This is a genomic window from Amycolatopsis sp. NPDC003861, from assembly GCF_053605405.1.
The window spans coordinates 49,160-71,977 of the sequence record NZ_JBSGJD010000015.1 but is presented as its reverse complement, the minus strand read 5'-3'; the positions used below and the strand labels follow the sequence as shown (position 1 = coordinate 71,977).

21 protein-coding genes and 1 tRNA gene are annotated in these 22,818 nt (G+C 71.7%); 16 read left to right on the top strand and 6 right to left on the bottom strand.

The features are described from left to right. From ACWEVN_RS06755 to ACWEVN_RS06745, 3 genes are all read right to left on the bottom strand, one after another. Positions 1-2,272 (bottom strand): glycosyltransferase (locus ACWEVN_RS06755; protein ID WP_452050536.1); only part of this gene is annotated, 2,272 nt, incomplete at its 3' end. A 1-nt stretch (position 2,273) separates the two neighbouring features. Beyond that, positions 2,274-3,485: a hypothetical protein gene (locus ACWEVN_RS06750; RefSeq protein ID WP_449686303.1), complete on the bottom strand. Its 1,212-nt coding sequence runs from the start codon at positions 3,483-3,485 to the stop codon at positions 2,274-2,276. Positions 3,486-3,582: 97 nt separating this feature from the next. Continuing rightward, complete coding sequence (locus ACWEVN_RS06745) at positions 3,583-4,716, bottom strand: hypothetical protein (protein WP_452050535.1); 1,134 nt, start codon at positions 4,714-4,716, stop codon at positions 3,583-3,585. Positions 4,717-4,973: 257 nt separating this feature from the next. Between ACWEVN_RS06745 and ACWEVN_RS06740 the strand changes: the two genes are divergently transcribed. The 3 genes from ACWEVN_RS06740 (at position 4,974) to ACWEVN_RS06730 (ending at position 6,726) form a co-directional block, all read left to right on the top strand. Continuing rightward, positions 4,974-5,597, top strand: a complete 624-nt coding sequence (locus ACWEVN_RS06740; RefSeq protein WP_449686301.1) for a hypothetical protein — start codon at positions 4,974-4,976, stop codon at positions 5,595-5,597. Between the two features lie 170 nt (positions 5,598-5,767). Beyond that, positions 5,768-6,307, top strand: coding sequence for a DUF2716 domain-containing protein (locus ACWEVN_RS06735; protein WP_449686300.1), 540 nt, complete (start codon positions 5,768-5,770; stop codon positions 6,305-6,307). 20 nt (positions 6,308-6,327) lie between these two features. After that, a complete protein-coding gene (locus tag ACWEVN_RS06730; RefSeq protein WP_449674158.1) occupies positions 6,328-6,726 on the top strand; it encodes an immunity 7 family protein in 399 nt (132 codons plus the stop codon). Positions 6,727-6,836: 110 nt separating this feature from the next. Here ACWEVN_RS06730 and ACWEVN_RS06725 read toward each other — a convergent pair. After that, positions 6,837-6,909, bottom strand: a tRNA-Gly gene (locus ACWEVN_RS06725). Between the two features lie 187 nt (positions 6,910-7,096). On the opposite strand from ACWEVN_RS06725, the gene ACWEVN_RS06720 reads away from it, so the two are divergent. The 11 genes from ACWEVN_RS06720 to ACWEVN_RS06670 all read left to right on the top strand — a co-directional run bounded on the left by ACWEVN_RS06720 (position 7,097) and on the right by ACWEVN_RS06670 (position 18,634). Continuing rightward, entirely contained in the window at positions 7,097-8,653 is a 1,557-nt protein-coding gene (locus ACWEVN_RS06720) for a sigma-70 family RNA polymerase sigma factor (protein WP_452050534.1), read from the top strand. 114 nt (positions 8,654-8,767) lie between these two features. Then, the gene (locus tag ACWEVN_RS06715; protein ID WP_086842855.1) at positions 8,768-9,208 is read left to right on the top strand and encodes a DUF983 domain-containing protein; all 441 of its coding nucleotides are present in this window, start codon (positions 8,768-8,770) and stop codon (positions 9,206-9,208) included. A gap of 12 nt (positions 9,209-9,220) precedes the next feature. After that, positions 9,221-10,081, top strand: a complete 861-nt coding sequence (locus ACWEVN_RS06710; protein ID WP_449674154.1) for an Fpg/Nei family DNA glycosylase — start codon at positions 9,221-9,223, stop codon at positions 10,079-10,081. A gap of 99 nt (positions 10,082-10,180) precedes the next feature. Continuing rightward, positions 10,181-11,497: a histidine kinase gene (locus ACWEVN_RS06705; protein WP_449686298.1), complete on the top strand. Its 1,317-nt coding sequence runs from the start codon at positions 10,181-10,183 to the stop codon at positions 11,495-11,497. A 19-nt stretch (positions 11,498-11,516) separates the two neighbouring features. Continuing rightward, positions 11,517-12,362, top strand: a complete 846-nt coding sequence (locus ACWEVN_RS06700; RefSeq protein WP_449686297.1) for a S49 family peptidase — start codon at positions 11,517-11,519, stop codon at positions 12,360-12,362. A 158-nt stretch (positions 12,363-12,520) separates the two neighbouring features. Then, a complete protein-coding gene (locus ACWEVN_RS06695) occupies positions 12,521-13,909 on the top strand; it encodes a glycoside hydrolase family 16 protein (RefSeq protein ID WP_449686295.1) in 1,389 nt (462 codons plus the stop codon). Positions 13,910-13,991: 82 nt separating this feature from the next. After that, a complete protein-coding gene (locus tag ACWEVN_RS06690; RefSeq protein WP_310968230.1) occupies positions 13,992-14,825 on the top strand; it encodes a LytR/AlgR family response regulator transcription factor in 834 nt (277 codons plus the stop codon). A 15-nt stretch (positions 14,826-14,840) separates the two neighbouring features. After that, positions 14,841-15,371 carry a hypothetical protein gene (locus ACWEVN_RS06685; RefSeq protein WP_449686294.1) on the top strand — a complete coding sequence of 177 codons (531 nt, stop codon included), beginning with the start codon at positions 14,841-14,843 and terminating at the stop codon, positions 15,369-15,371. A gap of 31 nt (positions 15,372-15,402) precedes the next feature. Further along, positions 15,403-17,193 carry a sodium/solute symporter gene (locus ACWEVN_RS06680; RefSeq protein ID WP_452050533.1) on the top strand — a complete coding sequence of 597 codons (1,791 nt, stop codon included), beginning with the start codon at positions 15,403-15,405 and terminating at the stop codon, positions 17,191-17,193. A gap of 41 nt (positions 17,194-17,234) precedes the next feature. Continuing rightward, positions 17,235-17,594 carry a rhodanese-like domain-containing protein gene (locus ACWEVN_RS06675; RefSeq protein ID WP_310968227.1) on the top strand — a complete coding sequence of 120 codons (360 nt, stop codon included), beginning with the start codon at positions 17,235-17,237 and terminating at the stop codon, positions 17,592-17,594. 2 nt (positions 17,595-17,596) lie between these two features. Beyond that, positions 17,597-18,634, top strand: a complete 1,038-nt coding sequence (locus ACWEVN_RS06670; RefSeq protein WP_452050532.1) for a DUF4328 domain-containing protein — start codon at positions 17,597-17,599, stop codon at positions 18,632-18,634. On the opposite strand, the gene ACWEVN_RS06665 is transcribed toward ACWEVN_RS06670, so the two are convergent. Then, positions 18,631-19,221, bottom strand: coding sequence for a TetR/AcrR family transcriptional regulator (locus ACWEVN_RS06665; protein ID WP_452050531.1), 591 nt, complete (start codon positions 19,219-19,221; stop codon positions 18,631-18,633). The genes ACWEVN_RS06670 and ACWEVN_RS06665 overlap by 4 nt on opposite strands. Positions 19,222-19,316: 95 nt before the next feature. On the opposite strand from ACWEVN_RS06665, the gene ACWEVN_RS06660 reads away from it, so the two are divergent. After that, on the top strand, positions 19,317-20,669 hold the full coding sequence (locus ACWEVN_RS06660) for a DHA2 family efflux MFS transporter permease subunit (RefSeq protein WP_452050530.1): 1,353 nt from the start codon (positions 19,317-19,319) through the stop codon (positions 20,667-20,669). Next, on the top strand, positions 20,666-21,508 hold the full coding sequence (gene mca / locus ACWEVN_RS06655) for a mycothiol conjugate amidase Mca (RefSeq protein ID WP_452050529.1): 843 nt from the start codon (positions 20,666-20,668) through the stop codon (positions 21,506-21,508). The genes ACWEVN_RS06660 and mca overlap by 4 nt, the downstream gene beginning before the upstream one ends. A gap of 133 nt (positions 21,509-21,641) precedes the next feature. Here mca and ACWEVN_RS06650 read toward each other — a convergent pair whose 3' ends face one another. After that, the gene (locus ACWEVN_RS06650) at positions 21,642-22,808 is read right to left on the bottom strand and encodes a cytochrome P450 (RefSeq protein WP_452050528.1); all 1,167 of its coding nucleotides are present in this window, start codon (positions 22,806-22,808) and stop codon (positions 21,642-21,644) included. Positions 22,809-22,818: the final 10 nt, after the last annotated feature.

Genomic DNA, 22,818 nt, shown 5'->3' with positions numbered 1-22,818 from the left:
CCAGCGGCGACCGCGGCGGCTCGGGTGCCTGCCGGGCGAGCCAGGTCCGGTGCGCTTCGCCCAGCCGCTCGCGCAGCCACGCCACCGTGACGTCCTCCGGGTGCGTGCGCAGGATGTGTGCCCGGGCGGCGGCCCCGCGCCGGCGGGCTTCGGCCGGGTCGTCCGCGACGGCGCGCATGGCCTCGGCGGCCGCGTCGAGGTCCGGGTCGGCCCACCGGCCGTCACTGCGGTAGGGCGGCCAGCCCGGGCCGACGCCGGTCATCGTGAACGGCACCGGCCAGCCGGACTCCGGACCGAAGAACTCGGTCGTGCTCGAGTAGTCCGTCGCGATCACCGGCAGCCCCCTGACCATCGCCTCGGCCACCGTCAGCCCGAACCCCTCGCTCCGGTGCAGTGACACGTAGGCGTCGGTCCTGGCATACAACGTGTCGAGTTCGGCGACGGTGAGGTACCGCTCCACGAGCTCGATCCGCGCGTCGCCGTCGATCGCGCGCCGCAGCCGTTCGACCGCCGCGGTGTTCCGCCGCCCGTTGGTCGCCTTCAGCACGAGCCGGACGTCTTCGCGGCCCGGGAAGGCGCGGCGGAAGGCCTCGACGACCCCCCACGGGTTCTTCCGGCCGCCGGTCGAATTGAAGTCGAAGACGAACAGGAACCGGGTGGTCCCATCTGGTTCCCGGGTGGCCGGGCCGGGGTCGGGCACCGGCACCGGAATGGTCCGGACCGGGACCGGCGAGTGCGCCGCGATCGCCCGGGTGGCGAACTCGCTGGGCGTCCAGACCTCGTCGACGAAGGCGAACCCGTCGTGCATCCCGGCCGGGAAGTCCTCGAGTTCCCAGGCCCACAGCCCGATCCGGTAGCGACCGGCGGTGGCGTCCGGGTGGCTGTCGACGACCACCCGCGTGAAGTCGGAGTTGACCGTCAGCAGGCTGACCCCGAACCGCGGCGGGCCGACGCTGTCCGGCGCGGCGAGCCCGGTGCGGACCGAGCCGGCGATGGACCGCTCTTCGACGACCGACACCAGCGGGATGCCGGCCCGGACGATCATCCGCTGGATCAGCCGGGCCATCTCGCCGAGCCCGAGTTCGGCGGTGAGGAAGCCGACGACGTTGACGCCGAAGTCGCCGACCGGCGCCAGCGGTGCCGCGGCGGGGACCGGAAGCGCCCACTCGGGCAACAGGCCTTCGGCGACGCCGTGGGTCGCGCACCACTGCCGGAAGCCGGGCGCGCTTTCGCCGCGGGGGTGGGGGAACACCGCCTGCAGGTCGACGCGGGCGCGCCAGACCTCGGCCGCCAGCCGCGTCATCCCGCCCGCGGCGTCGACCGGGTTCGCCGGCTCGGTCAGCCACTCCCGGAATGCGCGGCCCCCGTCGTCGCCGAAGGGGTGCGGCGGCAGCTTTTCGGCCGGCTGGCCCGGTGTTTCCGTCCGTACCCAGGCGTCGTGGTAGAGCTGCCGCATCTGCGGGGTGAGCGGCGAACCGTCCGGCAGCGCGGAAAACCGGCTTTCGCCGGGCCGGCCCGGGCCGACGCGGTCGCCGTAGGCGTCACACATCCGCCGCAGCACCGGATCCGCGGAGAGCCGCACCCGTGGCTGGGTCGCGCAGTCTGCCGACAGCAGCCAGGGCGCTTCGGGGTCGTAGCCGCGGAAGGCGAGGAACCGGCTTTCCGACGGCGAGCGTTCGTGCAGGTTCCAATAGCCGACGGCGAGCCCGGGATCGCGGACGACCAGGTGCTCGAACGGACCGGGCAGCAGGTCCGGCCACCGCCAGGTCGCCGCCGTCCGGTGCGGTGGCCGCCGGCGGGCTTGGTCGGCCCAGTGGTCGAGGAACGGCCGCGCGGCGGGCCCGGCGGCGAGGAAGCCGTCGTAGACGCCCGGGACGTCCTCGGGTTCGAGACCGTCCCGCGGGAGCGGGGCCAGCAGCGCCGCCGCGACGACGACACCGTGGTCCGCCGCGAGCGCGCTGACGTCCTCGAACGGCGCGTGGACCTCGATGTCGGCGTCCAGCAGGACCGCGACGTCGAACCGCTCGAGCAGGCTGCGCAGCAGGAGCGGCCGCAGGACGTCCGCCAGGTCGGCGCCGTCGTGGCAGGTGACCAGCCGGAAGTACTCCTCCGGATCGAGGTCCAGCTCGCCGGGTGCGGCGCCGTCGTCGGCCACGAGCACGGTGAACTCGTGCCCGGGGTGGTGTGCGCGGTACGACGCGGCGAGCACCTCGGCGGCCCCCAGGCGCTCCCGGGTGACCACGGTGCAGGCGACGAACCGGCGAGCCGCCATGTCAGCCGTTGGCGGGCAGCTCTGCCAGCTGCTTCGCGAGGATCTCGTCGAAGGCCTGCGAGACCCCGGCCATGTCCGCCCCGTTCACCTGCACGCGGACCACGGTCTGCTTGTGCACGTAGTGGGCCCGGATCAGGGCGCTGCCGTCTTCCTTGACGAGCTGCACGACGTCGACGTTCGGCGGCGTCGTGCCGGTGTACTTCGTGAGCTTGTACTTCGCCTGCAGCGTCCCGAGTTTCTCGACCGCGTTGGCCGCGGCCGACGCCCCGGAGGTCTTCGCGGTGACCACGACGACGGTCACGCCGGAGGGCAGGTTCGACACCGACATCCGCGCGGTGGTCGGGTTCGCCGCGGAGAGGGCGTCGTTCTCCTCGTCGGTGAGGACCTTGCGCGCCTCGAAGTCGTCGAACTTCGCGAAGTCGGTGGTTTCCTTGACGTCGCCGGGGAGCTTGGCGATCTCGAGGTCGTCCTTCGGCTTCTGGGTCGGGGGCGGCGGCGCGGTGGACGACTGCGCGGCCGGCGGCGTCGGCTCGTTGCCGTTGCCGGAGAAGAGGAAGTAGCCGCCGACGCCGAGCCCGGCCAGCACGACGACCGCGACGACGATCGCGATGATCTTCTTGCCGCCCTTGGCCGGGGTCGTCTCGAACGACGGTTCCGGCCCCTGGCCGACCCAGCTCGTGTCGGCGGGGAAGTCCGAACCGCCCCACGGGGTGTTCGTGTTCTGCGCGGGCGCGGCCCACGGCATCTGCTGGTTGGGGCCGGACAGGTGCGGCGGTGGCGCGTACTGCGGCTGCTGGGCCGGGAACCCGCCCGAACCGTGGCCGCCCGGGTGGTACCCGCCGGCGGTGGCCTGCGGCGGCACGCCCGGCACGACCTGCGTGCGCTCGGCGTCGCCCTGGCCGGCCGGCGCCCAGCCCTGCGGCGGGGGACCCTGCGGGACGGCCTGGGTGCGTTCGCCGTCGAAGGAGGTGTTGACGATCTGGGTCTGGTCGCCCGACGGCGCGGCCGGGGCCTGCGGCTGGCCGGGAGGCGGCGTCACCGGGGCGATGATGTGAGTGCTCTCCGACTCACTGGACCCGGTCTGGCTCGCCTGGGGATCGACGTTGACCGCCGCGGACAGCACGCTGTCTCGCCGCAGCCGGTAGTCGTCGGCCGAAATCTGACCCGCGGCCAGCTCTTCGTCCAACTGGCGTAGTTGCTCCTGCCAGGACAAACCGGGCCCCCTTCTCGTCAGCGTTGCCAGCCCAGCCAGCTCCCGCATCATTGTGCACTCAGCCCGGCCCGCCGAGGTCGGAAGGGTCGGTTCGGGGTCAGCTGACCGGGAGGACCGCCTCGAGCGCGTCCACGGCCTTGTCCAGTTCGCTGCTCAGCCCGGCCTGCCCGCGGTCCGGCTCGGCGATCCCGATGCTGACGACGTTGTTGCCGGAGCCGTACCAGGTGGTGTTCAGGAAGGTGTCGCGATCCTTCCCCGACACCGTGCGCAACGCCGACTGGACCGACCGGAAGCCGCCCGCCAGCGCGTCCTGGTAGAGCTTCTCGACGACGGCCTGCGCGTTGGCCGGGCTGCCCGTAGGCACGACCAGGACCAGGTACGAGACGTCGCCGTCGGCGGCGCCCCGGTAGATCACCTTGCCCGCCCCGTTCGCGCTCAGCAGGTCCGCCGTCGACGCCGGGTAGAGCCCCAGCTCCAGGCCCTTGGCCACGGACATCGTCGAGTTGTTCGGGTTCTGCTTGCCCGGCATCTGCGGCACCCGCTCGTCCAGCGGCGGGGTGCGGACGGCGTCGGAGCCGGACGACGGCGCGCTCGACGGCGAGGCCGCCTGGTCCGAGCCGGAACCGGAACCGAGCCACGCGATCCCGCCGGCGATCATCGCCAGCACCAGCAGCACGCCGAGGGCGACGAAGAGCCGGACCGGACGCCGGCGGCCGGCCGATTCGTCCCAGCGGTGCTTGCCCGCCTCGTCCGGCGGCGGCGCCTCCGGCCGGGGCGGTGCCTGCTCCCCGCGCGGGTGCGTCGGCGGGAACCGGCTGAGCTGCGGCCGGTCCGGCAGCGGGCCCTCGACGCTCAGGTACCGCGTCGGGTTGATGTCCGCCGGGCTCGGCGCCGTGGTCAGGTGGTCCGCGACAGCGGGCACCCCGGGCCCGGTGCGCTGCCACGGCGGCGCGGGCAGCGGCGGGCGGACCTGCGGCCGGGACGGCTGGTAGCCCTGCGGGTTCGACGGCGGTTCCTGCCGTTGCGCCGGCAGGGCCTCCGTCGGCGCCGCGGGGTTCTTGCTCTGCCACGCGGTCGCGGGCCGGCGCAGGGGCGACGGGACGGGCGAGGCCACCGTCGAACCGGAAGCCTGCGCGAGCAGCTCGTCCCGCTGCTTGCGGTGGGCGGCGGGCTCGATGCGCCCCGCCGCCAGGTCCGCGTCCAGCCGGCGCAGGTCGTCCTGCCAGCTCATGAGTAGACCCCCATCCACCGTTCGGGGCATCAGTCTGGCACGCGCGGCCGACCTGAGAAGTTGCTGTTCGAGGTTGATCGGCAACGTAGCGCACGGGACGCCGTTTCGGGAGTCCTCCGCGCGGACGATCCCGAATCGTCGCCGCGGGGGCACCGGGACGTGCCGCCGTCACCCGTCAGGACCCGGAAACTGTCGTACATGTGTTCTAAAATTGGCGTTGTCCAGGGGAGATGCCGCCCGCGACCGCGGGTGGCGTGATGGAGGAAGGCAGGGCCATGGCCTACATCACCCTGTCCACGTTCGTGGGCTACAGCGCGAGTTCCGGGCCGTCGCGGTCGTCGTTCGTCCGGCGGCAGCGCCGTCAGTACGAAGATCCGGCGCGCGCGGCGTTCAACTACTACCGGCGGGCGGCCAACGCGGTCCGCTCCGGCCGGGCGGCCAACCAGGACGAGGTGGCACTGCGCGCCCTCGTCAACGCCGCCGACGAGCGGACGAAGCCGCACTACGCGGCGATCGCCGAGGGCTGGCTGCAGTACCTCGGTCGCAAGTCGCCGAAGCTGGTCGAGGTCGGGCGCGGCCGGTGCCGGATCGGGGAGCTGGAGATCGGCGTCAGCCCGCAGATGGGGTTGCGCAAGAGCGACGGCCGCCGGTACGCGACCTGGCTCTACTTCAAGGAGGAGCCACTGGCGAAGGCGTCGGCGCAGCTCGCGCTGTGGGTGCTGGAGGAGGCGATGCCGGACATCCTCCCCGGCGGCGAGGCGCTGGTGATCGACGTCCGCCGCGGGAAGGAGTACCAGCTGTCGGCGCGCGACCGGGCCCGGATGCGGCCGTGGGCCCGCAGCGAGGCCTCGGCGTTCCTCACCCTCTGGGACGCGGCCTGACCCGGGGAGGCGCCGGGCGTCGTCCCGGCGCCTCCCCGTCGTGACCAATTGGCCGAACCCACCCGGATGAGTGACACACCTCGCGGCGGACCGGCCGGGACTGGACAAACCGGAGGCCGAACACGAAGCTTTCGCGTGTTCTTCCGCGCCTGGCCGACTCGAGGTCTCAAGTGAATGCTGCCTGGGAAGCCGTCTCCCGCGTCGTCGACGAGCCCGCCTGGTACTGGGTGTACGACAAGCTGGCGTTCTGGCCGAGCACCTACGCGCACGCCTGGCCGGGCTTCCGCGAGCCGGCGCCGTCGCGGACGTGGGACCTTTCGCCCGGGAACCTGGACCGCGCCTCGGCGGAGTTCCGGCTGGGCCCGTACGCGGTCGAGGAGCACCAGGTCGCCACGATCGCGCTGGCCGCGTTCCGCGAGGTCTGCGGCCCGGACGACTGGATGTGGGCGCTGCACTGGCAGCACCAGTCCTACCGCGTCCGCCCGCACCTGATGTCCGGGAGCGCCCGGTGGCCGGTGCCGGTGTTCCCGCGCGCGGACTACCACCTGTTCCTGGCCTCGGACTTCTCGTACGGCACGCTCGGCCACCCCTGGGAGCGGACGCTGTGCGTGTTCGGCGAGAAGCTGGTGCCGGCGTTCGAGCGGCTGGGCGAAGGGGTGCTGTCGAACGTGCTGCGCCGCGACGGGAAGCCGTCGGCGTTGGCCCGCTAGGCCTTGCTACCGTTCTGCGGGTGTTCGAATACCACGGCTGGGTGACCATCCAGGCGACCGCGAGCGGCGACGACGACGCGGCGCTCCTGGAGCGCCTGGTCGACCGCGTGCACCGCGCGATCCGCGACGCGGCCGAGTTCGACCTGGTCGACCTCCGCTGGAGCGCGGGCATCCCGATGCTCCACTTCGGAGGGTTCGACAAGCACGGCGCCCAAGCCGCCGAACTGCTGACGCTCTTCACCCGAGCGGGCGAATTGGCCCCGGGTTCGTACGGCCTGCTCTTCACCTGGGACGACCAGGACACGGAGAACGACAACAATTTCCGCGTCTACCGGATGGCCCGGGGCCAGGTGACCGAGCGCGAAGACCCCCACCTGACCCCGGTGGCCCCCACGATCCTCGACACCTACGAGCTCTGAACCCGCGGCAGCCCCCTGCGGCCTGACGAAGGCCCGGGAGCTCGGCCCGTCCGGGTGAAATGAACAGGGGCCGCGGTCCGGTTTCCCGGACGCACGGCCCCTTGTTCCTGAGCGGATGACGGGATTCGAACCCGCGACCCTCACCTTGGCAAGGTGATGCGCTACCAGCTGCGCTACATCCGCACTGCCTTGCTGATGGGAAGAACTCTATACCCTCGCCGTGAGGGGCTCGTCACCGGGTCCCCCCGTTTCCGGACCGGTGCTTCGGTGTCACAGCTGGCGTACAAGGGGTGACGACGGCTGATTCCCTCCGTATGGTGTCTCCATTCGACCGAATGGGGAGACCTTCGGGGAGGAGGTGCCGGGCCGGATGACCGAGCTGGGCACGGTGCCGCCACCAGCGGCCTCGGAATCCGACGAGCAGGCACTGCTGCAACGGCTCCGCAACGGCGAGGACGCCGCGTTCGGGGAGCTGTTCGAGCTGCACGCCGCCGCGGTCCGCCGGCTCGCGCAGAGCCTGGCGGCCGATCGGTCCGAGGCCGAGGACATCACCGCGGAGACGTTCTTCCGCGTGCTGCAGGCCCTCCGCCGGGGCGCCGGTCCCCGTGACTACGTCCGCGCCTACCTCCTGACCGTCGCCCGCCGGGTGTCGTGGGAGTGGCACGGTGCCCGCCGGGACGTCCCGGTGTCCGACGACGAGCTGACCTTCCGCGCCGGGGCGGGTGCGGACACGCACGCCCGCACGGCCGAGCATTCGCTGATCACGACGGCGTTCACCAGCTTGCCGGAGCGGTGGCGGACGGTGTTGTGGCAGACCGAGGTCGAGGGCGAGCAGCCCGCGATGGTCGCTCCCCACTTCGGGTTGAGTGCGAACGCGACCGCCGCGCTGGCCCGCCGGGCCCGGCAGGGGCTGCGCGCGGCGTACCTGCAGGCGCACCTCTCGGTGAGCCGAGGGCCGGATTCGTGCCGGGCGGTCGTCGAAAAGCTCGGCGGGTTCACCGCGGGCAGCGTCACCGGTGCCGAGGCCGAGCGGATCAAGGCGCACCTGCACGGCTGCGCGTCGTGCCGGGCGACGCAGGACGAGCTCCGGGACGTTTGTTCGTCGCTGCGGGCGCACGCCGGCGTGCTGGTGCTGCTGGTGCCGGCCGCCGCTTCGCTGGGCGGCAGCGGGGTGCTGGCCGGGCTGGGCGCGACGGTCAAGGGCGTGCTGGTCGGGTCGAAGGTGAAGATCGGGCTGGCGCTGGCGTCGACCGCCGCGGTGGGTGCCGTGGGCGTCGCGGCCGGGCCGGTGCTGTTCGGGTCCGGGCCGGTCCAGGACGTCGGGTTGTCCGGCGGGGCGCCCGAGCTCGTCGTGGTGCCGCCGTCGGAGACCCACCACCAGCCGCCACCCCAGGCGCCGCCGGAGCCGCGGATCGGCATCGGCGTGCTGAACGGGCGCGGCACCGGGGCCGCGGTCCCGGCCCGGTCGCGGGGCGGGGAGCGCCAGGTCGCCGCGAACGAAGTCCCGCAGGTGCCGGTGGCCGGGGACGTCCCGGTCTCCGAAGTGGGCGGTGCGGGTGCGCAGCCGGCCCCGCGCGAAGACCTCACGTCGACGACGTACCTGGCGTCCGACCAGCCGCCGACCTCGCCGCGGCTGGACACGTCGAGGCCGGAGATGACGATCACGACCGAGTCCACCGACGAGCCCGTGCCGGAGGACGCCAAGGGGCCCGAGCTGTCGCCGACCGGCCGGCCCGGCAAACCGGTCCCGTCGTCGGACGAGGCGGAGAAGCCGGCGCCGAAGGACGATGAGACCGGAACGACACCGCCCGAACCGTCGACGACCGTGACACCGACATCGGAGAAGCCGTGCCCGGGCAGCGCGTCGTCCGTCACCGGGTCGGGCGAACCGGCGGACGCGACCGCGGCCCCGCCGTCGGGTTCTTGATCAGCGGTGATCTCCTCCGGCGGGCGAGATGTCCGATTCCTCCCTCGCGCGGGCGCGCCGCGGCACGGTAACGTTGAGGACGCTCACCCTGCGGGCGCCCCGGGAGGCAACTGAATGAACCGGCTGGTACGCGGCGAAGACGGCCGCGACTGGGTGGTCCGTGCCCAGATGGAATGGCGCGCACCGGCGACCGCCGACGACTTCGAGCACGACGTGGCGGGCAGCTACGGGCCCGGGATCGCGATGATCGTCGTCACCGCGCTGCTGGCGGTGATCCTCATCGTGTGGACGCCCGACCAGGTCAACGTGCCCGCGTGGGTGCTCCTGGCGCTGCTGCTCGTGGTGCTGTTCTTCCCGCTGCGGTGGATCCTGCGCCGCCCGTGGACCGTGGTCGCGGAGACCGAGGGCGACGTGACGGGGGATCGGCCGTCCGAGCGCTGGGTCGGCACCATCCGCGGCATGTTCACCGTGCAGGGCGAGGTCAAGAAGATCTCCAAGACCATCCAGCGGCACTCGCTGCCGGACTTCGACGGGCCGCTTCACCCGGTCGAGTAGGACACTGGAGCCATGCCCGAGCTACCCGAGGTCGAAGCACTGGCTCACCACCTGCGCGAGAACGCCGTGGGCCGGACGATCTTCCGCATCGATGTCGCATCGCTGAGCGTGCTCAAGACGGCGACACCGCCGTGGACCGAGTTGCACGGCCGCGAGATCACCGGCGCGACCCGGCACGGCAAGCACCTCGACGTCGTGGCCGGCGACCTGCACCTGGTCGTCCACCTGGCCCGCGCGGGCTGGTTGCGCTGGTCCGACGGCCTCGCCGCGGCGCCGCTGAAGCCGGGCAAGGGCCCGATCTCGCTGCGCGTGCACCTCGAGTCCGCCACCGGGCCGGGCTTCGACCTCACCGAAGCGGGCACGAAGAAGGGCCTCGCGGTGTGGATCGTGAAGGACCCGCAGGAGATCGCAAGCGTGGCGCGGCTGGGCCCGGACGCGCTCGCCGTCGACGCCGCCCAGCTGCGTGAACTGTTCGCCGGCAAGAACACCCGGCTGAAGTGGGCGCTCACCGACCAGTCGCTGCTCGCCGGGATCGGCAACGCCTACTCCGACGAGATCATGCACCGCGCGAAGCTCTCGCCGTACGCCACGATCGGCAAGCTCGGCGAGGGCGCGCTGGAAACCCTCGCCGAGGCGATCCGCGAGATCGAGACCGACGCCGTCGAGCGGTCGGTGGGGCAGAAGGCGGCCCGGCTGAAGGGCGAGAAGCGGTCGGGACTGCGGGTCCACGCGCGCACCGGGCTGCCGTGCCCCGTCTGCGGCGACACGATCCGCGAAATATCCTTCGCCGACAAGTCGTTCCAGTACTGCCCGACCTGCCAGACCGGCGGCAAGCCGCTCGCCGACCGGCGGATGTCCAGGCTGCTGAAGTAGCGGCTTCCGGACGCTCGGTAGGGTCTTCTCCACCCTCGGTCAGCGCAGTTCGACAGAAAGTGGGATCAGGCCTTGCACCCGGTCGTTCGAGCGCAGAGCATGGACGCCGTGTCCGGGTTCCCGCTTGCGCAGATCGTCCCGTGGGGTCTTGTGGCGCTGCTCGGCGTCGCCGTGATCGTCCTGGTCGTGAAACTGCGCAAACCGGGCAGCGAGGTCGAGGACGCCATGCTGCAGGCGGTGCACCGGATGTCGAAGGCGGCGCCGAACCTGCGCTCCGGCCTGGACGAGGACGCCGCCGACAAGATCACCACCCAGCTGCTGCAGATGCTCGACTGCGTCGCCGTCGGCATCACCGACAGCGAAGGCACGCTGCTGTCCTGGGACGGCGAGGCGAACGAGCACTACGTCGACCTGGTCGAGGCGATCGGGGCGGCGATCCGCAAGCACCGCCGCGAGGTCGTCGCGCACGACCGGATGCCGTGCAACCACCGCGGCACCTGCCGGATGAAGACCGCGGTCATCGTGCCGCTGCTGGTGGAGGGCGAGACGGAAGCGGCGCTGATCGTCGTCGGCCGGACCCGCGGCCGGCTGGTGCAGATGGCGGACGCCGTCGCCCAGTTCGTCTGCACCCAGTTCGAGCTGGCCCGGCTCGACGAGTCCAAGCACCAGCTCCAGCAGGCCGAGATCAAGGCGCTGCGGGCACAGATCTCGCCGCACTTCGTCTACAACGCGCTGAACACGATCTCCGCGCTGATCCGCACGGACCCCGAAGAGGCGCGAGAGCTGCTTCAGGACTTCGCCGACTTCACGCGCTACTCGTTCCGGACGTCGGGCATGTTCACCTCGCTCGCCGAGGAGCTGCGCAACATCGACCGCTACCTGACCATCGAGAACGCCCGCTTCGGCGGCCGGCTCGAGGTGCGGATGAAGATCGCGCCCGAGGTGCTCAGCGTCGTCGTGCCGTTCCTGATCATCCAGCCGCTGGTGGAGAACGCGGTCAAGCACGGGCTGGCCAGCAAGCCCAGCGGCGGCTGCGTCACGGTGATCGCGCAGGACTACGGCACCGAGGCGCTGATCAGCGTCGAGGACGACGGCATCGGCATGGACCCGCGGCGGCTCAACGACCTCAAGAGCGCCCACCGCACCGGCGCGCACGTCGGGCTCGGCAACATCAACCAGCGCATGCAGCAGGTGTTCGGCAGCGACTACGCGGTGATGGTCGAGACCGCGCCCGGCGCCGGCATGAAGGTGACGCTCCGGGTGCCGAAGTTCGTCCCGGGCGTCCGCCCGAACATGCCGGACTACAGCTCGGACGCCGAGGCCGACGTCCCCGCCCAGGGCGGCCCCGCCCAGGTCAACGGCGCCGAGGTGAACGGCGTCAACGGCACCCGCTCGGGCATCCTCCCCATGGGCTGAATCCGGCTAGCCTGGCTGCATGAGCGTTACGGACAAACTGGCTTCGCGGATCCCGGTGCTCGCCGACCGGGTAGAGCGCAAGGACGTCGTGGCCGTGGTGAAGCTGCACGGCGTGATCACGCCGTCGCCGTCCCCGCTGGCCAGGGGCGCGATCAACCTCGCCGCCGTCGAATCGGCCCTGACCAGGGCGTTCGGCCACGAGCGATTGAAGGCGGTGGCGCTGCTGGTGAACTCCCCGGGCGGCGCGCCGACGCAGTCGGGGCTGGTCGCCGAGCGGATCCGCCAGCTGGCCGACGAGAAGAACGTGCCGGTCCTGGCGTTCTGTGAGGACGTCGCCGCCTCGGGCGGCTACTGGCTGGCCTGCGCGGCGGACGAGATCTACGCCCACCGCACGTCGATGGTCGGCTCGATCGGCGTGATCAGCGGCGGCTTCGGCTTCACGGGGCTGCTGGAGCGCTTCGGGATCGAGCGCAGGCTGCACACGGCGGGCGCGAACAAGTCGCGGCTCGACCCGTTCTCGCCCGAGAAGCCCGAAGACGTCGAGTGGCTGAAGAAGATGCACACCCAGCTCCACGAGCTGTTCGTGAACTGGGTCAAGGAACGCCGCGGTGACCGCCTGACGGACGCGGAGGACCTGTTCACCGGCGACGTCTGGCTCGGCGCGAAGGCGGTCGAGTTGGGCCTGGCCGACGGCCTCGGCAGCCTCCGCCAGGTCATCACCGAGCGCTACCCGGACGCCGAGATCTCGGTGGCCGAGCCGAAGAAGCCCCTCCTCGCCCGCCTGGGCATCGGCGCACCGGCGGCCGCGTCGGCGGTCCTGGACGCGGTGACCCAGAAGGCCGCCTGGTCCCGCTTCGGCCTCTGAGGGGCGATGTCCGATTCGGGTATTTCCGGGCAGACTTTGTGACCCAGATCACCCAATCCTGGTAACGCCCCTGGAACCACCGCAAGTCGTCAGGTCTCCTTGTCGACGGGCTTTGTTGTGAACGGCAACAAATCCGGTCGACAAGGAGGTCGTACCCGATGCCCCACTCCCGCAGACTCGCTCTCGGCGCGGTGCTCGGCGCCGCACTCATCACCGTCCCGCTCACCCTCCCCGCCGCCGCGTCCATCCCGCCGCCCGAATCGGGCTGGACCACCGTCTTCGCCGACGACTTCACCGGCGGCTCCGGAACCCTCCCCAGCAGCGCGAACTGGCTCATCGACACCGGCCACGGCTACCCGGGCGGCCCCGGGAACTGGGGCACCGGCGAGATCCAGAACTACACGGCCAGCACCAGCAACCTCTCCCAGGACGGCGCCGGCAACCTCCGCATCACGCCGCTGCGCGACGGCTCGGGCACCTGGACGTCGGCCCGCATCGAAACCCAGCGCACCGACTTCAAGCCCCCGGCCGGCGGCGTCATGCGGATCGAAAGCCGGATCCAGATGCCGAACGTCACCGGCGCGGCCGCGCTCGGGTACTGGCCCGCCTTCTGGGCGCTCGGCGGCCCGTACCGCGGCAACTACTGGAACTGGCCCGCCATCGGCGAGTTCGACATCATGGAGAACGTCAACGGGATCAACTCCGTCTGGGGCGTCCTGCACTGCGGCGTCAACCCGGGCGGCCCGTGCAACGAGACCACCGGCCTGCCGAACAACCGGGCCTGCCCCGGCAGCAGCTGCCAGTCGGCCTTCCACACCTACCGCTTCGAATGGGACGCGAGCACCAGCCCGCAGGTCCTGCGCTGGTTCGTCGACGGGCAGCAGTTCCACTCCGTGAGTCAGAACCAGCTCGACGCGACCACGTGGGCGAACATGACCACCCACCAGGGCTATTTCGTGCTGCTGAACGTCGCGATCGGCGGCGCGTTCCCGAACAACAACTCCGGCACGACCACGCCGGGACCGGGGATCGTGCCCGGCCGCCCGATGGTCGTCGACTACGTCACGGTGACCACCCGCGGCGGCGGGGGCGGCACGACGACCCCGCCGACCACGACGACCCCGCCCAGCGGCGGGAGCAGCGCTTATAGCACCATCCAGGCCGAGTCGTTCGGCCAGCAGTCCGGCGTGCTCACCGAGACCACCACGGACACCGGCGGCGGGCAGAACATCGGCGCGGTGGCCAACGGCGACTGGGTCCTCTACCCGAACGTCGACTTCGGCAGCAGCGCGGCGACGAACTTCCAGGCCCGCGTCGCGTCCGGCGCGGCGTCCGGCGTCAGCGGGCTCGTCGAGGTGCGGCTCGACAGCCGGTCCAACGCGCCCATCGGCAGCTTCGCGGTGGGCAACACCGGCGGCTGGCAGAGCTGGCGGACCGTCCCGGCGAACATCAGCTCGGTGACCGGCGTGCACAACGTCTACGTGACGTTCACCAGCGGCCAGCCCGCGGATTTCGTGAACCTGAACTGGTTCACCTTCGTGCATTGAGAGGAAGGGCCCGCGGCCCCGGCCGCGGGCCCTCTCACATCAGGCGGACGGGGGCTGGACATTGCACTCGGCAATGGGCAGGATGCGTTTCACTGTGAGTGCTCACGATGACACCCGGAAGCTCGTGGTCCTGGCCGTGGACGACGAGCCGAACGGTCTTGACGAACTCGTCCACTGCCTGCGCAACAGCCCGCACGTGGCGAAGGTGTTCCCGGCGATCGACGCCTCCGAGGCGCTGCGGTTGCTGTCCACCGACGACCCGAGGCTACGCGAACGCAAGGACCGCGGCCTGCCGATCGTCGACGCCGTCTTCGCCGACATCGACATGCCCGGGCTGTCCGGCATGGAGATGTCGCGCGTGTTCGCCGCGCTGCGGCCCTCGCCCGCGCTGGTGTTCGTCACCGGGCACGCCGAGGAAGCGGTCAACGCCTTCGACCTCGGCGCCCTCGACTACGTGCTCAAGCCGTACCAGCAGGATCGCCTCGACCGCGCGATCACGCGCGTGCTGGACAAGCTGGCCGCCGCCGCGGCGCCCCCGCCCGGCGCGCTGGGCGGCGAGCCGGTCAAGAACGACGACGAGGTCATCCCGGTCGAGCTGGCCGGCACCACCAAGCTCATCCCGCGTTCCTCGGTCCGCTGGGTCGAGGCGCAGGGCGACTACGCACGGCTGTTCACCACCGAAGGCAGCCACCTGGTCCGCATCCCGCTGGCCCAGCTCGAAGAGCGCTGGGAGAAGGCCGGGTTCGTCCGCATCCACCGGTCGTTCCTGGTCGCCCTGCCGCTGATCACCGAGCTGCGCATGGGCCAGGGCGGCTACCAGGTCGTCATCGGCAACGAGGAGAAGGTGCTGCCGGTGAGCCGGCGGCACACCCGCGCGCTGAAGGACCGGCTGGTCGGTTCGGGCCGGAACGGCTGAGCCTGAGGACCGGCCATGACCGACGACTTCTACGAGCGCCGCGCGAACGGCGTCCGCGAACCGGATCCGACCCTCGGCAGGCGCGCCCGGCAGCGGCCGCTGCCGCAGCCGGCCGACCGGGCCGTCGTCGAGTCCCTGCCGCCGGCGCCGGAGAACGAGCCGCCGCCGAAGCCGGAACACCACGCGAAACCCAAGCGCGAGCGGGTGATCCTCAACGACCCGCGCCGCGGCGCCGGCACCCTGCGCGCCCGCGTCGAGCTGGAGGAGCAGACGAGCTGGGGGAAGCTGCTCGTCCGCGATCACCTGGTGAAGGTGCAGCTGCGGACGGCCCTGCTGCTCGCCCTGCTCGTCGTCGGCGTCTTCGGCTCGCTGCCCGTGCTGTTCTACCTGGTGCCCGGGTTCTCGCAGGCCAGCCTGCTCGGCATCCCGGTGGCCTGGCTGATTCTCGGCGTGCTGCCGTTCCCATTCCTGTTCGGCGTCGGAATCTGGTACAACCGGCTCGCCGAACGCAACGAACGCGCGTTCGTGGACATGATCGAAAACTAGTTTCGCACTCACTCGTGCGAGGATTCCTCCCGTGCAGTTGAACCCGTGGGCCTTGACCGGCATCGTGCTGGTCGCCGTGGTGACGCCCTACCTCGGTCACCGCTCCTCGCGGTCGGCGACGAGCACGCACGACTTCCTGGTCGCGCGGCGCACCGTGCGGTCCCGCCGCAACGCCGCCGCGATCTCCGGCGAGTACCTCTCCGCGGCTTCGTTCCTCGGCATCGCCGGAATCGTGCTGAAGGACGGCGCCGACGCGTTGTGGTTCCCGATCGGGTTCACCGCGGGGTACCTGGCGCTGATGCTGTTCGTGGCCGCGCCGCTGCGTCGCTCCGGGGCCTACACGCTGCCCGACTTCGTCGAAATGCGGCTCGGTTCGCAGGGCCTGCGCCGGTTCTCCACGGCGTTCGTCGTGTTCATCGGCGTCCTCTACATGGTCCCGCAGCTGCAGGGCGCCGGGCTGACGCTGGCGACGATCCTCCCGGTGCCGGTGTGGTCGGGCGCCATCGCGGTGATGGTCCTCGTGGCGTTCAACGTGATCTCCGGCGGCATGCGGGCGATCACCGTGGTGCAGGCGCTGCAGTACTGGATCAAGCTGTTCGCCATCTCGGTGCCCGCGTTCGTGCTCTGCATGGTGTTCTTCACCGGCGGCAGCCCGGACGGGTTCCGCCCGCTCGGCGCGCCCGCCCCGCCGGTGTTCGTCAGCGACACCACGGTCGACGTGCAGACCGACGTCACCCTGCACGTCACCTCGGACACCTACCTCTACGCCTACGGCCGCACCGACAACGGCCCGGCCGCCGGGCCGACGCACTGGACACCGCTGGCGCCGCACACGGTTTCCGAGGGCACCAAGCTGAAGTTCATGGCCGGCACCCCGGTCCCGGTGGTCAGCGACGCGAGCGCGGACAACGCGGACTGGCTGCACCCGGCCTCGGGCAGCCTCACCGACCTGCTCCAGACGTACTCGCTGATGTTCGCAACCTTCCTCGGCACCATGGGCCTGCCGCACGTGCTGGTCCGCTTCTACACCAACCCCGACGGCAAGGCCGCGCGCCGCACGACCGTGCACGTCCTGCTGCTGCTGGGCCTGTTCTACCTGTTCCCGACGCTGCTGGGCGCGCTGTCGCGGATGTACGTCCCCGAACTGCTGGTGACCGGCCAGGCGGACGCGGCGATCCTGCAGCTGCCCTCGGCGATCCTGCCGGGCGTCGGTGGCCAGATCCTCGGCGCGGTCACCGCGGCCGGCGCCTTCTCGGCGTTCCTGTCCAGCACGTCCGGGCTGCTGGTGAGCGTCGCCGGGGTCGTGTCGACCGACCTGCTGCCCGGCCGGGTGCGGGACTTCCGCGTGGCGGCCGCGCTGGTCGCGCTGTGCCCGATCGCGCTGGCGGTCGTGCTGCGGCCGGAGGACATCTCGCTGTCGATCGGGCTGACCTTCGCGCTCGCCGCGTCGACCTTCAGCCCGCTGCTGGTGCTGGGCATCTGGTGGCGCAAGCTGTCCTGGCCGGGCGCGCTGGCCGGGATGTTCGTCGGCGGCGGCCTGGTGCTGGCCGCGCTGGTGGTCAACGTCGTGAGCGGCTACACCGGCGGCTGGGCGCCCTGGTTCGTCAACCAGCCCGCGCTGATCACCGTCCCGGCCGCCTTCGTGACGACGTACCTGGTCAGCCGCGTCACCGGCTACGGCCGCCCGGAGCACGTCCACGACATCATGCTGCGGCTGCACGCGCCGGACCCGCTCGGCTTCATGCGCGACCGGGCCGTCGCCCGGTTCGGCCAGGCCGAGGAGAAGGCCCGGGTCACCGGGCGCGGCCGGCACCGCAAGTGATGCGCTGACCTCACGCGCGGGCAACGCCTGCGCATGGCAGCATGGGAATCGTGGTGAGCCCTGCTGAACTGCCGACCGCCGAGGTCCGCGATCTGCCCCAAGACGGCCTCGTGCTGCTCGACGTCCGCGAAGACGACGAGTGGGCCGCCGGGCACGCGCCCGGCGCGGTGCACATCCCGATGGGGGAGCTGCCCGCCCGCGTCGGTGAACTGGCCGATCTGCCCGACGACCAGCCGATCCACGTGATCTGCCGCAGCGGCGGCCGGTCCGCGCGGGCGGCGGCCTGGCTGAACCAGAGCGGCTGGGACGCGGTGAACGTCGCCGGCGGCATGGGTGCGTGGCAGCGCGAAGGCCGTCCGATGGTCGGCGAGCACCCCGGCATCGAACCCGAAGTGATCTAACCTTGCACCCGGGGCAGCCTCCCGCCGGGCAGCCGTACCCGCACGGGTACTGGCCGCGTCAGACGCCGCCGCCGTCCGCCCAGCAGCTGCAGGGCCGGACGCTGGCCGCCCAGCCGGAGCCGTACCCCTACCACCGCCGTCCGGCGCACCGGCCGAAGCTGCGCTGGGTGGCGACCACGCCGCCCGGAGCGTGGCCGCGCCGCCGCGTCGTCGCGCCCGAGCCGTACCTCGGCCCGCCGTCGTACCCGGTCCCGCCGCGCTGGGGGTTCCCGAACCTGGTCTGGCGGCGCCCGACGACGGTGCCCGGCACGGCCTCCGACGAGACCCGCCCGATCGACCGGGTGCCGGTGCTCAGCCGCAGCCTGGTCGTCGTCCTGCTCGCGTTCGCGGTGCTCGCCGTGGCCGCCGCGAGTGCGGAAATCTGGCGGTACGTGCTGCTCGTCCAGGGCCGCGAATCCGCGCTGTCCCGCTCGGTGGTGGCGTTCTCCGACGGCTTCGTGCTCACCGCCGGCCTGCTCGCCTCGATCCTCGCGCTGCTGCCCGCCGGGCTGTCGCTCTGGTGGCTGCTGGTCGCCCGCCAGGCGGCGGCGGACGTGTCGGGTGACGCCCCGCCGCGGCCGGTGTGGCAGGTGCTGGTCGGCGTCCTCGTCCCGGTGGCGAACCTGCCGCTGGCGCTGTCGGTCGTCGGCGAGCTGGAACACGCGGTGCTGGGCCGCTCGCGGGACGCCCGGCCGAAGCCGTCCCGCCAGGTGCTCGGCTGGTGGGGCGCCTGGCTGCTGAACTGGATCCTGCTCGGCGTGTCGATCGGCTGGCGCTTCCGCGACGACGTGCAGTCGATGGCCGACAGCGTCGTCCTGGTCGCGCTGACCGACCTGTCCGCGGCCGGGCTGGCGGTGATGACGGCCCTGGTGGTGCGGCGGTTCTCCGCGCTGCTGGCGCCGTCGGAGGCCCTGGCCGTGCGCGAGCTGCGCGTGCTGAAGGTCCGGGGTGCGCCCGAGCCGGAGCTGCGGTCTTCGCGGCCGGCCGGCGCCGCTCGCTAGTAGCCGCCGTAGGCCGGTTCCAGCCGGTCGAAGGCCTGTTCCGCGATGGGCCAGAGCTCGCCGACGATCGCCTTTTCGTTCTCGAGGGTCCGGTCGAAGACCTCCTGGAAGAGCACGCGCAGGACCGTGGCGAGGTGCGCCGCGGCGAGCGTCGGCTCGAGCTCTTCCTCGGGGTGGCGCCGGACGAGCAGATCGGCGAGCGCCGTCTCGCGCTCGCGGTGCATCTCGTGCAGCGCGTTCGTCAGGATCGGGCTGTCCTTGATCATCCGCACGAAGCCGGGGCCCGAGAAGCCGACCAGGGCGTGTTCGGCGCCCAGCGCTTCGAAGTAGAGCTCGCGCGTGTCGTGGAAGACGCTGTCGCGGATCAGGGCGGCGGGCCAGGACGCGAAGTCGGCGCGGATGTCGAAGACCAGGTCTTCCTTGCGCGGGAAGTGGTTCGTCACGGTCATCTTGGCGACCCGCGCCTCGGCGGCGATGTCCGCGATCGTCACGTCCTCGAAACCGTTGCGGATGAACAGGCGCGTGGCCACGTCGGAGATGGTCTTCCTGGTCTCGTGCTTCTTCCGGTCGCGGAGTCCCTCGCTCATGACTTCACTCTACTGGGTCGAACCCAAGTTTGTGCTTGACCCACTGAGTAGGTCCGACCTAATCTGAGGTCCGACCCAATCAACCGGGGGTGAGCATGACAACGGCGGTACGGCCCGATGCGGCGCTGTGGCGGCTGGGCGGAGTCCTGATCATGGGCGCGGTGCTGTCGATCCTCGACGCGACGATCGTGACGGTCGGGATCGGCTCGATCGCCCGTGACCTGGGCAGCCCGCTGACCACGGTGCAGTGGGTGGCGAGCGCGTACCTGCTCGCGGCCTCGATGGCCATCCCGCTGTCCGGCTGGCTGACCGACCGCTTCGGCGGCCGCGCGGTCTGGCTGGCGGCGGTGGCGATCTTCACCGCGGGCACGCTGCTGTGCGGCTTCGCCTGGTCCGCGCCGGCGCTGGTGGCCTTCCGGGTGCTCCACGGCCTGGGCGGCGGGCTGATGCAGCCGGTCGGGCAGGCGGTGTTCGCCCAGGCGGCGGGTCCGGCCCTGGGCCGGATGATCGGCGTGATCACCCTCCCGGCAACGGTGGCCCCGGTCCTGGGCCCGATGCTCGGCGGCGCCCTGGTGGCGGACTTCGGCTGGCGCTGGATGTTCTTCGCCATCGTCCCGCTGGGAGCGGCCACGTTCCTCTGCGCCCGCCGCCTCCTCCCGGCCCCGCCCCCTGGCGGCCCGCACGCCCCGCTGGACATCCGCGGCATCGCGTTGCTGTCGCCCGGTCTCGGAGCGTTCGTCTACGGCTTGGCCGAGGGAGTGGTTGTGGCCTGGATGTCCGGAGCCGCTCTGCTGCTGGCGTACGGCATCCACGCATCCCGGGCGGCGTCACCGGTGCTGGACCTGGCGTTGTTCCGGAACAGGGGGTTCGCGGTGGCGAGCGTGAGCACGTTCCTGCTGGGAGCATCGCTGTACAGCTCGATGCTGCTGCTCCCGCTGTACTACGAGCAGGTCGAGCACGCGAGCGCGCTGCGGGCCGGGCTCCTCCTGGCACCCCAGGCCCTCGGCTCAGCAGCGGCACTGCTGGCCGGCGGCCGCTTGCTGTCCCGCTTCGGCCCCCGCCGCATGATGCTGGCCGGACTAGCCTTGTCCCTCCTGGGAACGCTGGCCTTCACCCGCCTCACCACGGCCCCCGACAGCGCCCTGCTGATGGCGTCTCTGCTGATCCGCGGAGCCGGCCTGGGCGCGGCAACAACCCCCGGCATGACAACCCTCTACGGCTCCCTGCAGCGGTCCCAGATCCCCCGGGCGGCGAGCGCCTTCAACGTAATCAACCGCATCGGCGGCTCACTGGGCACGGCCCTGCTGACGGCAATCCTCCACCACGAACTAACAGCCACTCCCGCCCCAACCCCGTCAGCCTTCGCCACCACCTTCACATGGGCACTCGCGCTCTCGGCCCTGACCTTGATCCCGGCCCTGTTCTTCCCTCGAAGGAGCACCCGATGACTCTCCGCCTCCTGAGCGTCCACGCTCATCCCGACGACGAGTCCAGCAAGGGTGCGGCCACTTTGGCCCGCTACGCGGCCGAAGGCGTAGACGTCCTGGTCGCCACCTGCACGGGCGGCGAACGCGGCGACGTCCTGAACCCAGCCCTCGACACGGCCGAGACGTGGGCGGACCTCCCGGCGATCCGCCGTCGGGAGATGGCCGCGGCCGCCGAGATCCTGGGCGTCCGCCAGCGCTTCCTGGGCATGGTGGATTCGGGCCTGCCCGGCCCCGGCGAGCCGTTGCCCGAAGGCTGCTTCGCGGCCCTGCCGCTGTCCGAGGCGGCGGCGCCGCTGGTGGCCCTGATCCGCGAGTTCCGCCCCCACGTGGTGATCACGTACGACGAAACGGGCGGTTACCCGCACCCGGACCACATCCGCACCCACGAGGTGACGCTCGAAGCCTTCACCGCGGCCGCCGACCCCGCCCGCTATCCCGGCGCGGGCGCGGCATGGCGTCCCCAAAAGCTGTACTACCAGGCAACCCTGAGCCGCGCCTGGTTCCAGGCCATCCACGACGCCACCCTGGCCGCCGGCCAGCACTCCTCAATGGCCGAAGTCCTGAGCGAGCTCCCACCCGACAAATTCCCGGTGACCACCAAAATCCGCTGCGAGGCCTACTTCGCGACGCGAGACCAAGCCCTCCTCGCCCACGAAACCCAAGTAGACCCAGCTCACCCGTTTTTCGCCCACTCAAGAGAAATCGAACGCCAAGCCTGGCCCCACGAGGGCTACCACCTGGCCCACCCCGCCCCCGCCCCAACCCCAGAAACCGACCTCTTCACCGGAGTAACCCCCTAACCCCCGTGTCGTCCACCCAGGTACGCGAGTTCCGCCTTCAATCACGCGAGTTCCGTCCGGAATCACGCGAGTTCCGCGTCCAGTCACACGAGTTCCGCCTGGAAGCACAGCAAAACCGGGGCGGGCGCCCCCATCAAGCGGTAACCCGGAGCTCCCGCAACCCCCGAATCACGAACTCCGGCCGCCGCGGCGGCGTCCCGACCAACCGCAGCCCCGGCAGCTTCTCCGCGAGCGCACTCAGCGCAGCGGCGATCTCCACCCGAGCGAGAGGAGCACCCACGCAGTAGTGGATCCCGAGACCGAACCCGAGGTGGGCGTTCGGCGTCCGGCCGATGTCCAGGCGGTCCGGCTCGTCGAACACCTCCGGGTCGCGGGCCGCGGCACCCAGCAGCGCGCCGATCTTCTCGCCACGGGGCACGACATACCCGCCGATCGACACGTCCTCGGTCGCCGTCCGCTCGAACAGCTGCAAAGGCGCGTCGAACCGGATCAGCTCCTCGACGCACGAATCCAGAAGGGCAGGTGAGGCCAGCAGGCGCTCCCACTGGTCCCGGTGGGTGAGCAGGGCCGTGATGCCGTTGCCGAGCACGTTGACCGTCGCCTCGTGGCCGGCCATCAGCAGCAGGACCGCGGTCGCCACCAGCTCGTCGGGCGTCAGCTCGCTGCGCAGAAGGTCGCTGATGATGTCGTCGCCCGGTGCGTCGGTGCGGGCCGCGGCGACCGAGCGGACGTAGTCGACGAACTCGGCTGCGGCGCGCTCGGCCGCGTCGCGGTCCTCCGACGGGAGGTCGTATTCGTACATCTTGACGATCGCGTTGGACAGCTGGACCATCCGCGGCCCGTCGGTGCCGGGGACGCCCAGCAGCTCGGCGATCACCGCGACCGGCAGCGGCTGGGCGAGGTGCTCCAGCAGGTCGGCAGTCCCGTCGGCGGCGATGGCGGCGGCCAGGCCGTCGACCATGCGGGCGGCGAGCTCGGCAACCATCGGGCGCAGCCGTTGCACGTGGCCGCGGCCGAACGCGCCCGCGATCAAGCGCCGCAGCCGCGTGTGGGCCGGCGGCTCGTTCTCCAGGAGCGAGTTGCGGTGCAGCAGGTTGAACGAGGCGAACCGCTCGAGCGGCTGGGCGTCCTGCCAGATCCGGCCCAGGCCTCGGTGGCGCAGCACGGCCGACGACGAGGCGTGCGACACCGCGACGGCGAGGCCGAGCCCTTCGTGGAAATGGACTTCGCCCTGCGCTCGCAGCGCAGCGAACGCCGGGTACGGGTCTTCGAGGAAGGCGGGATCGCGGGGGTCGAACACGTCGCGAGAC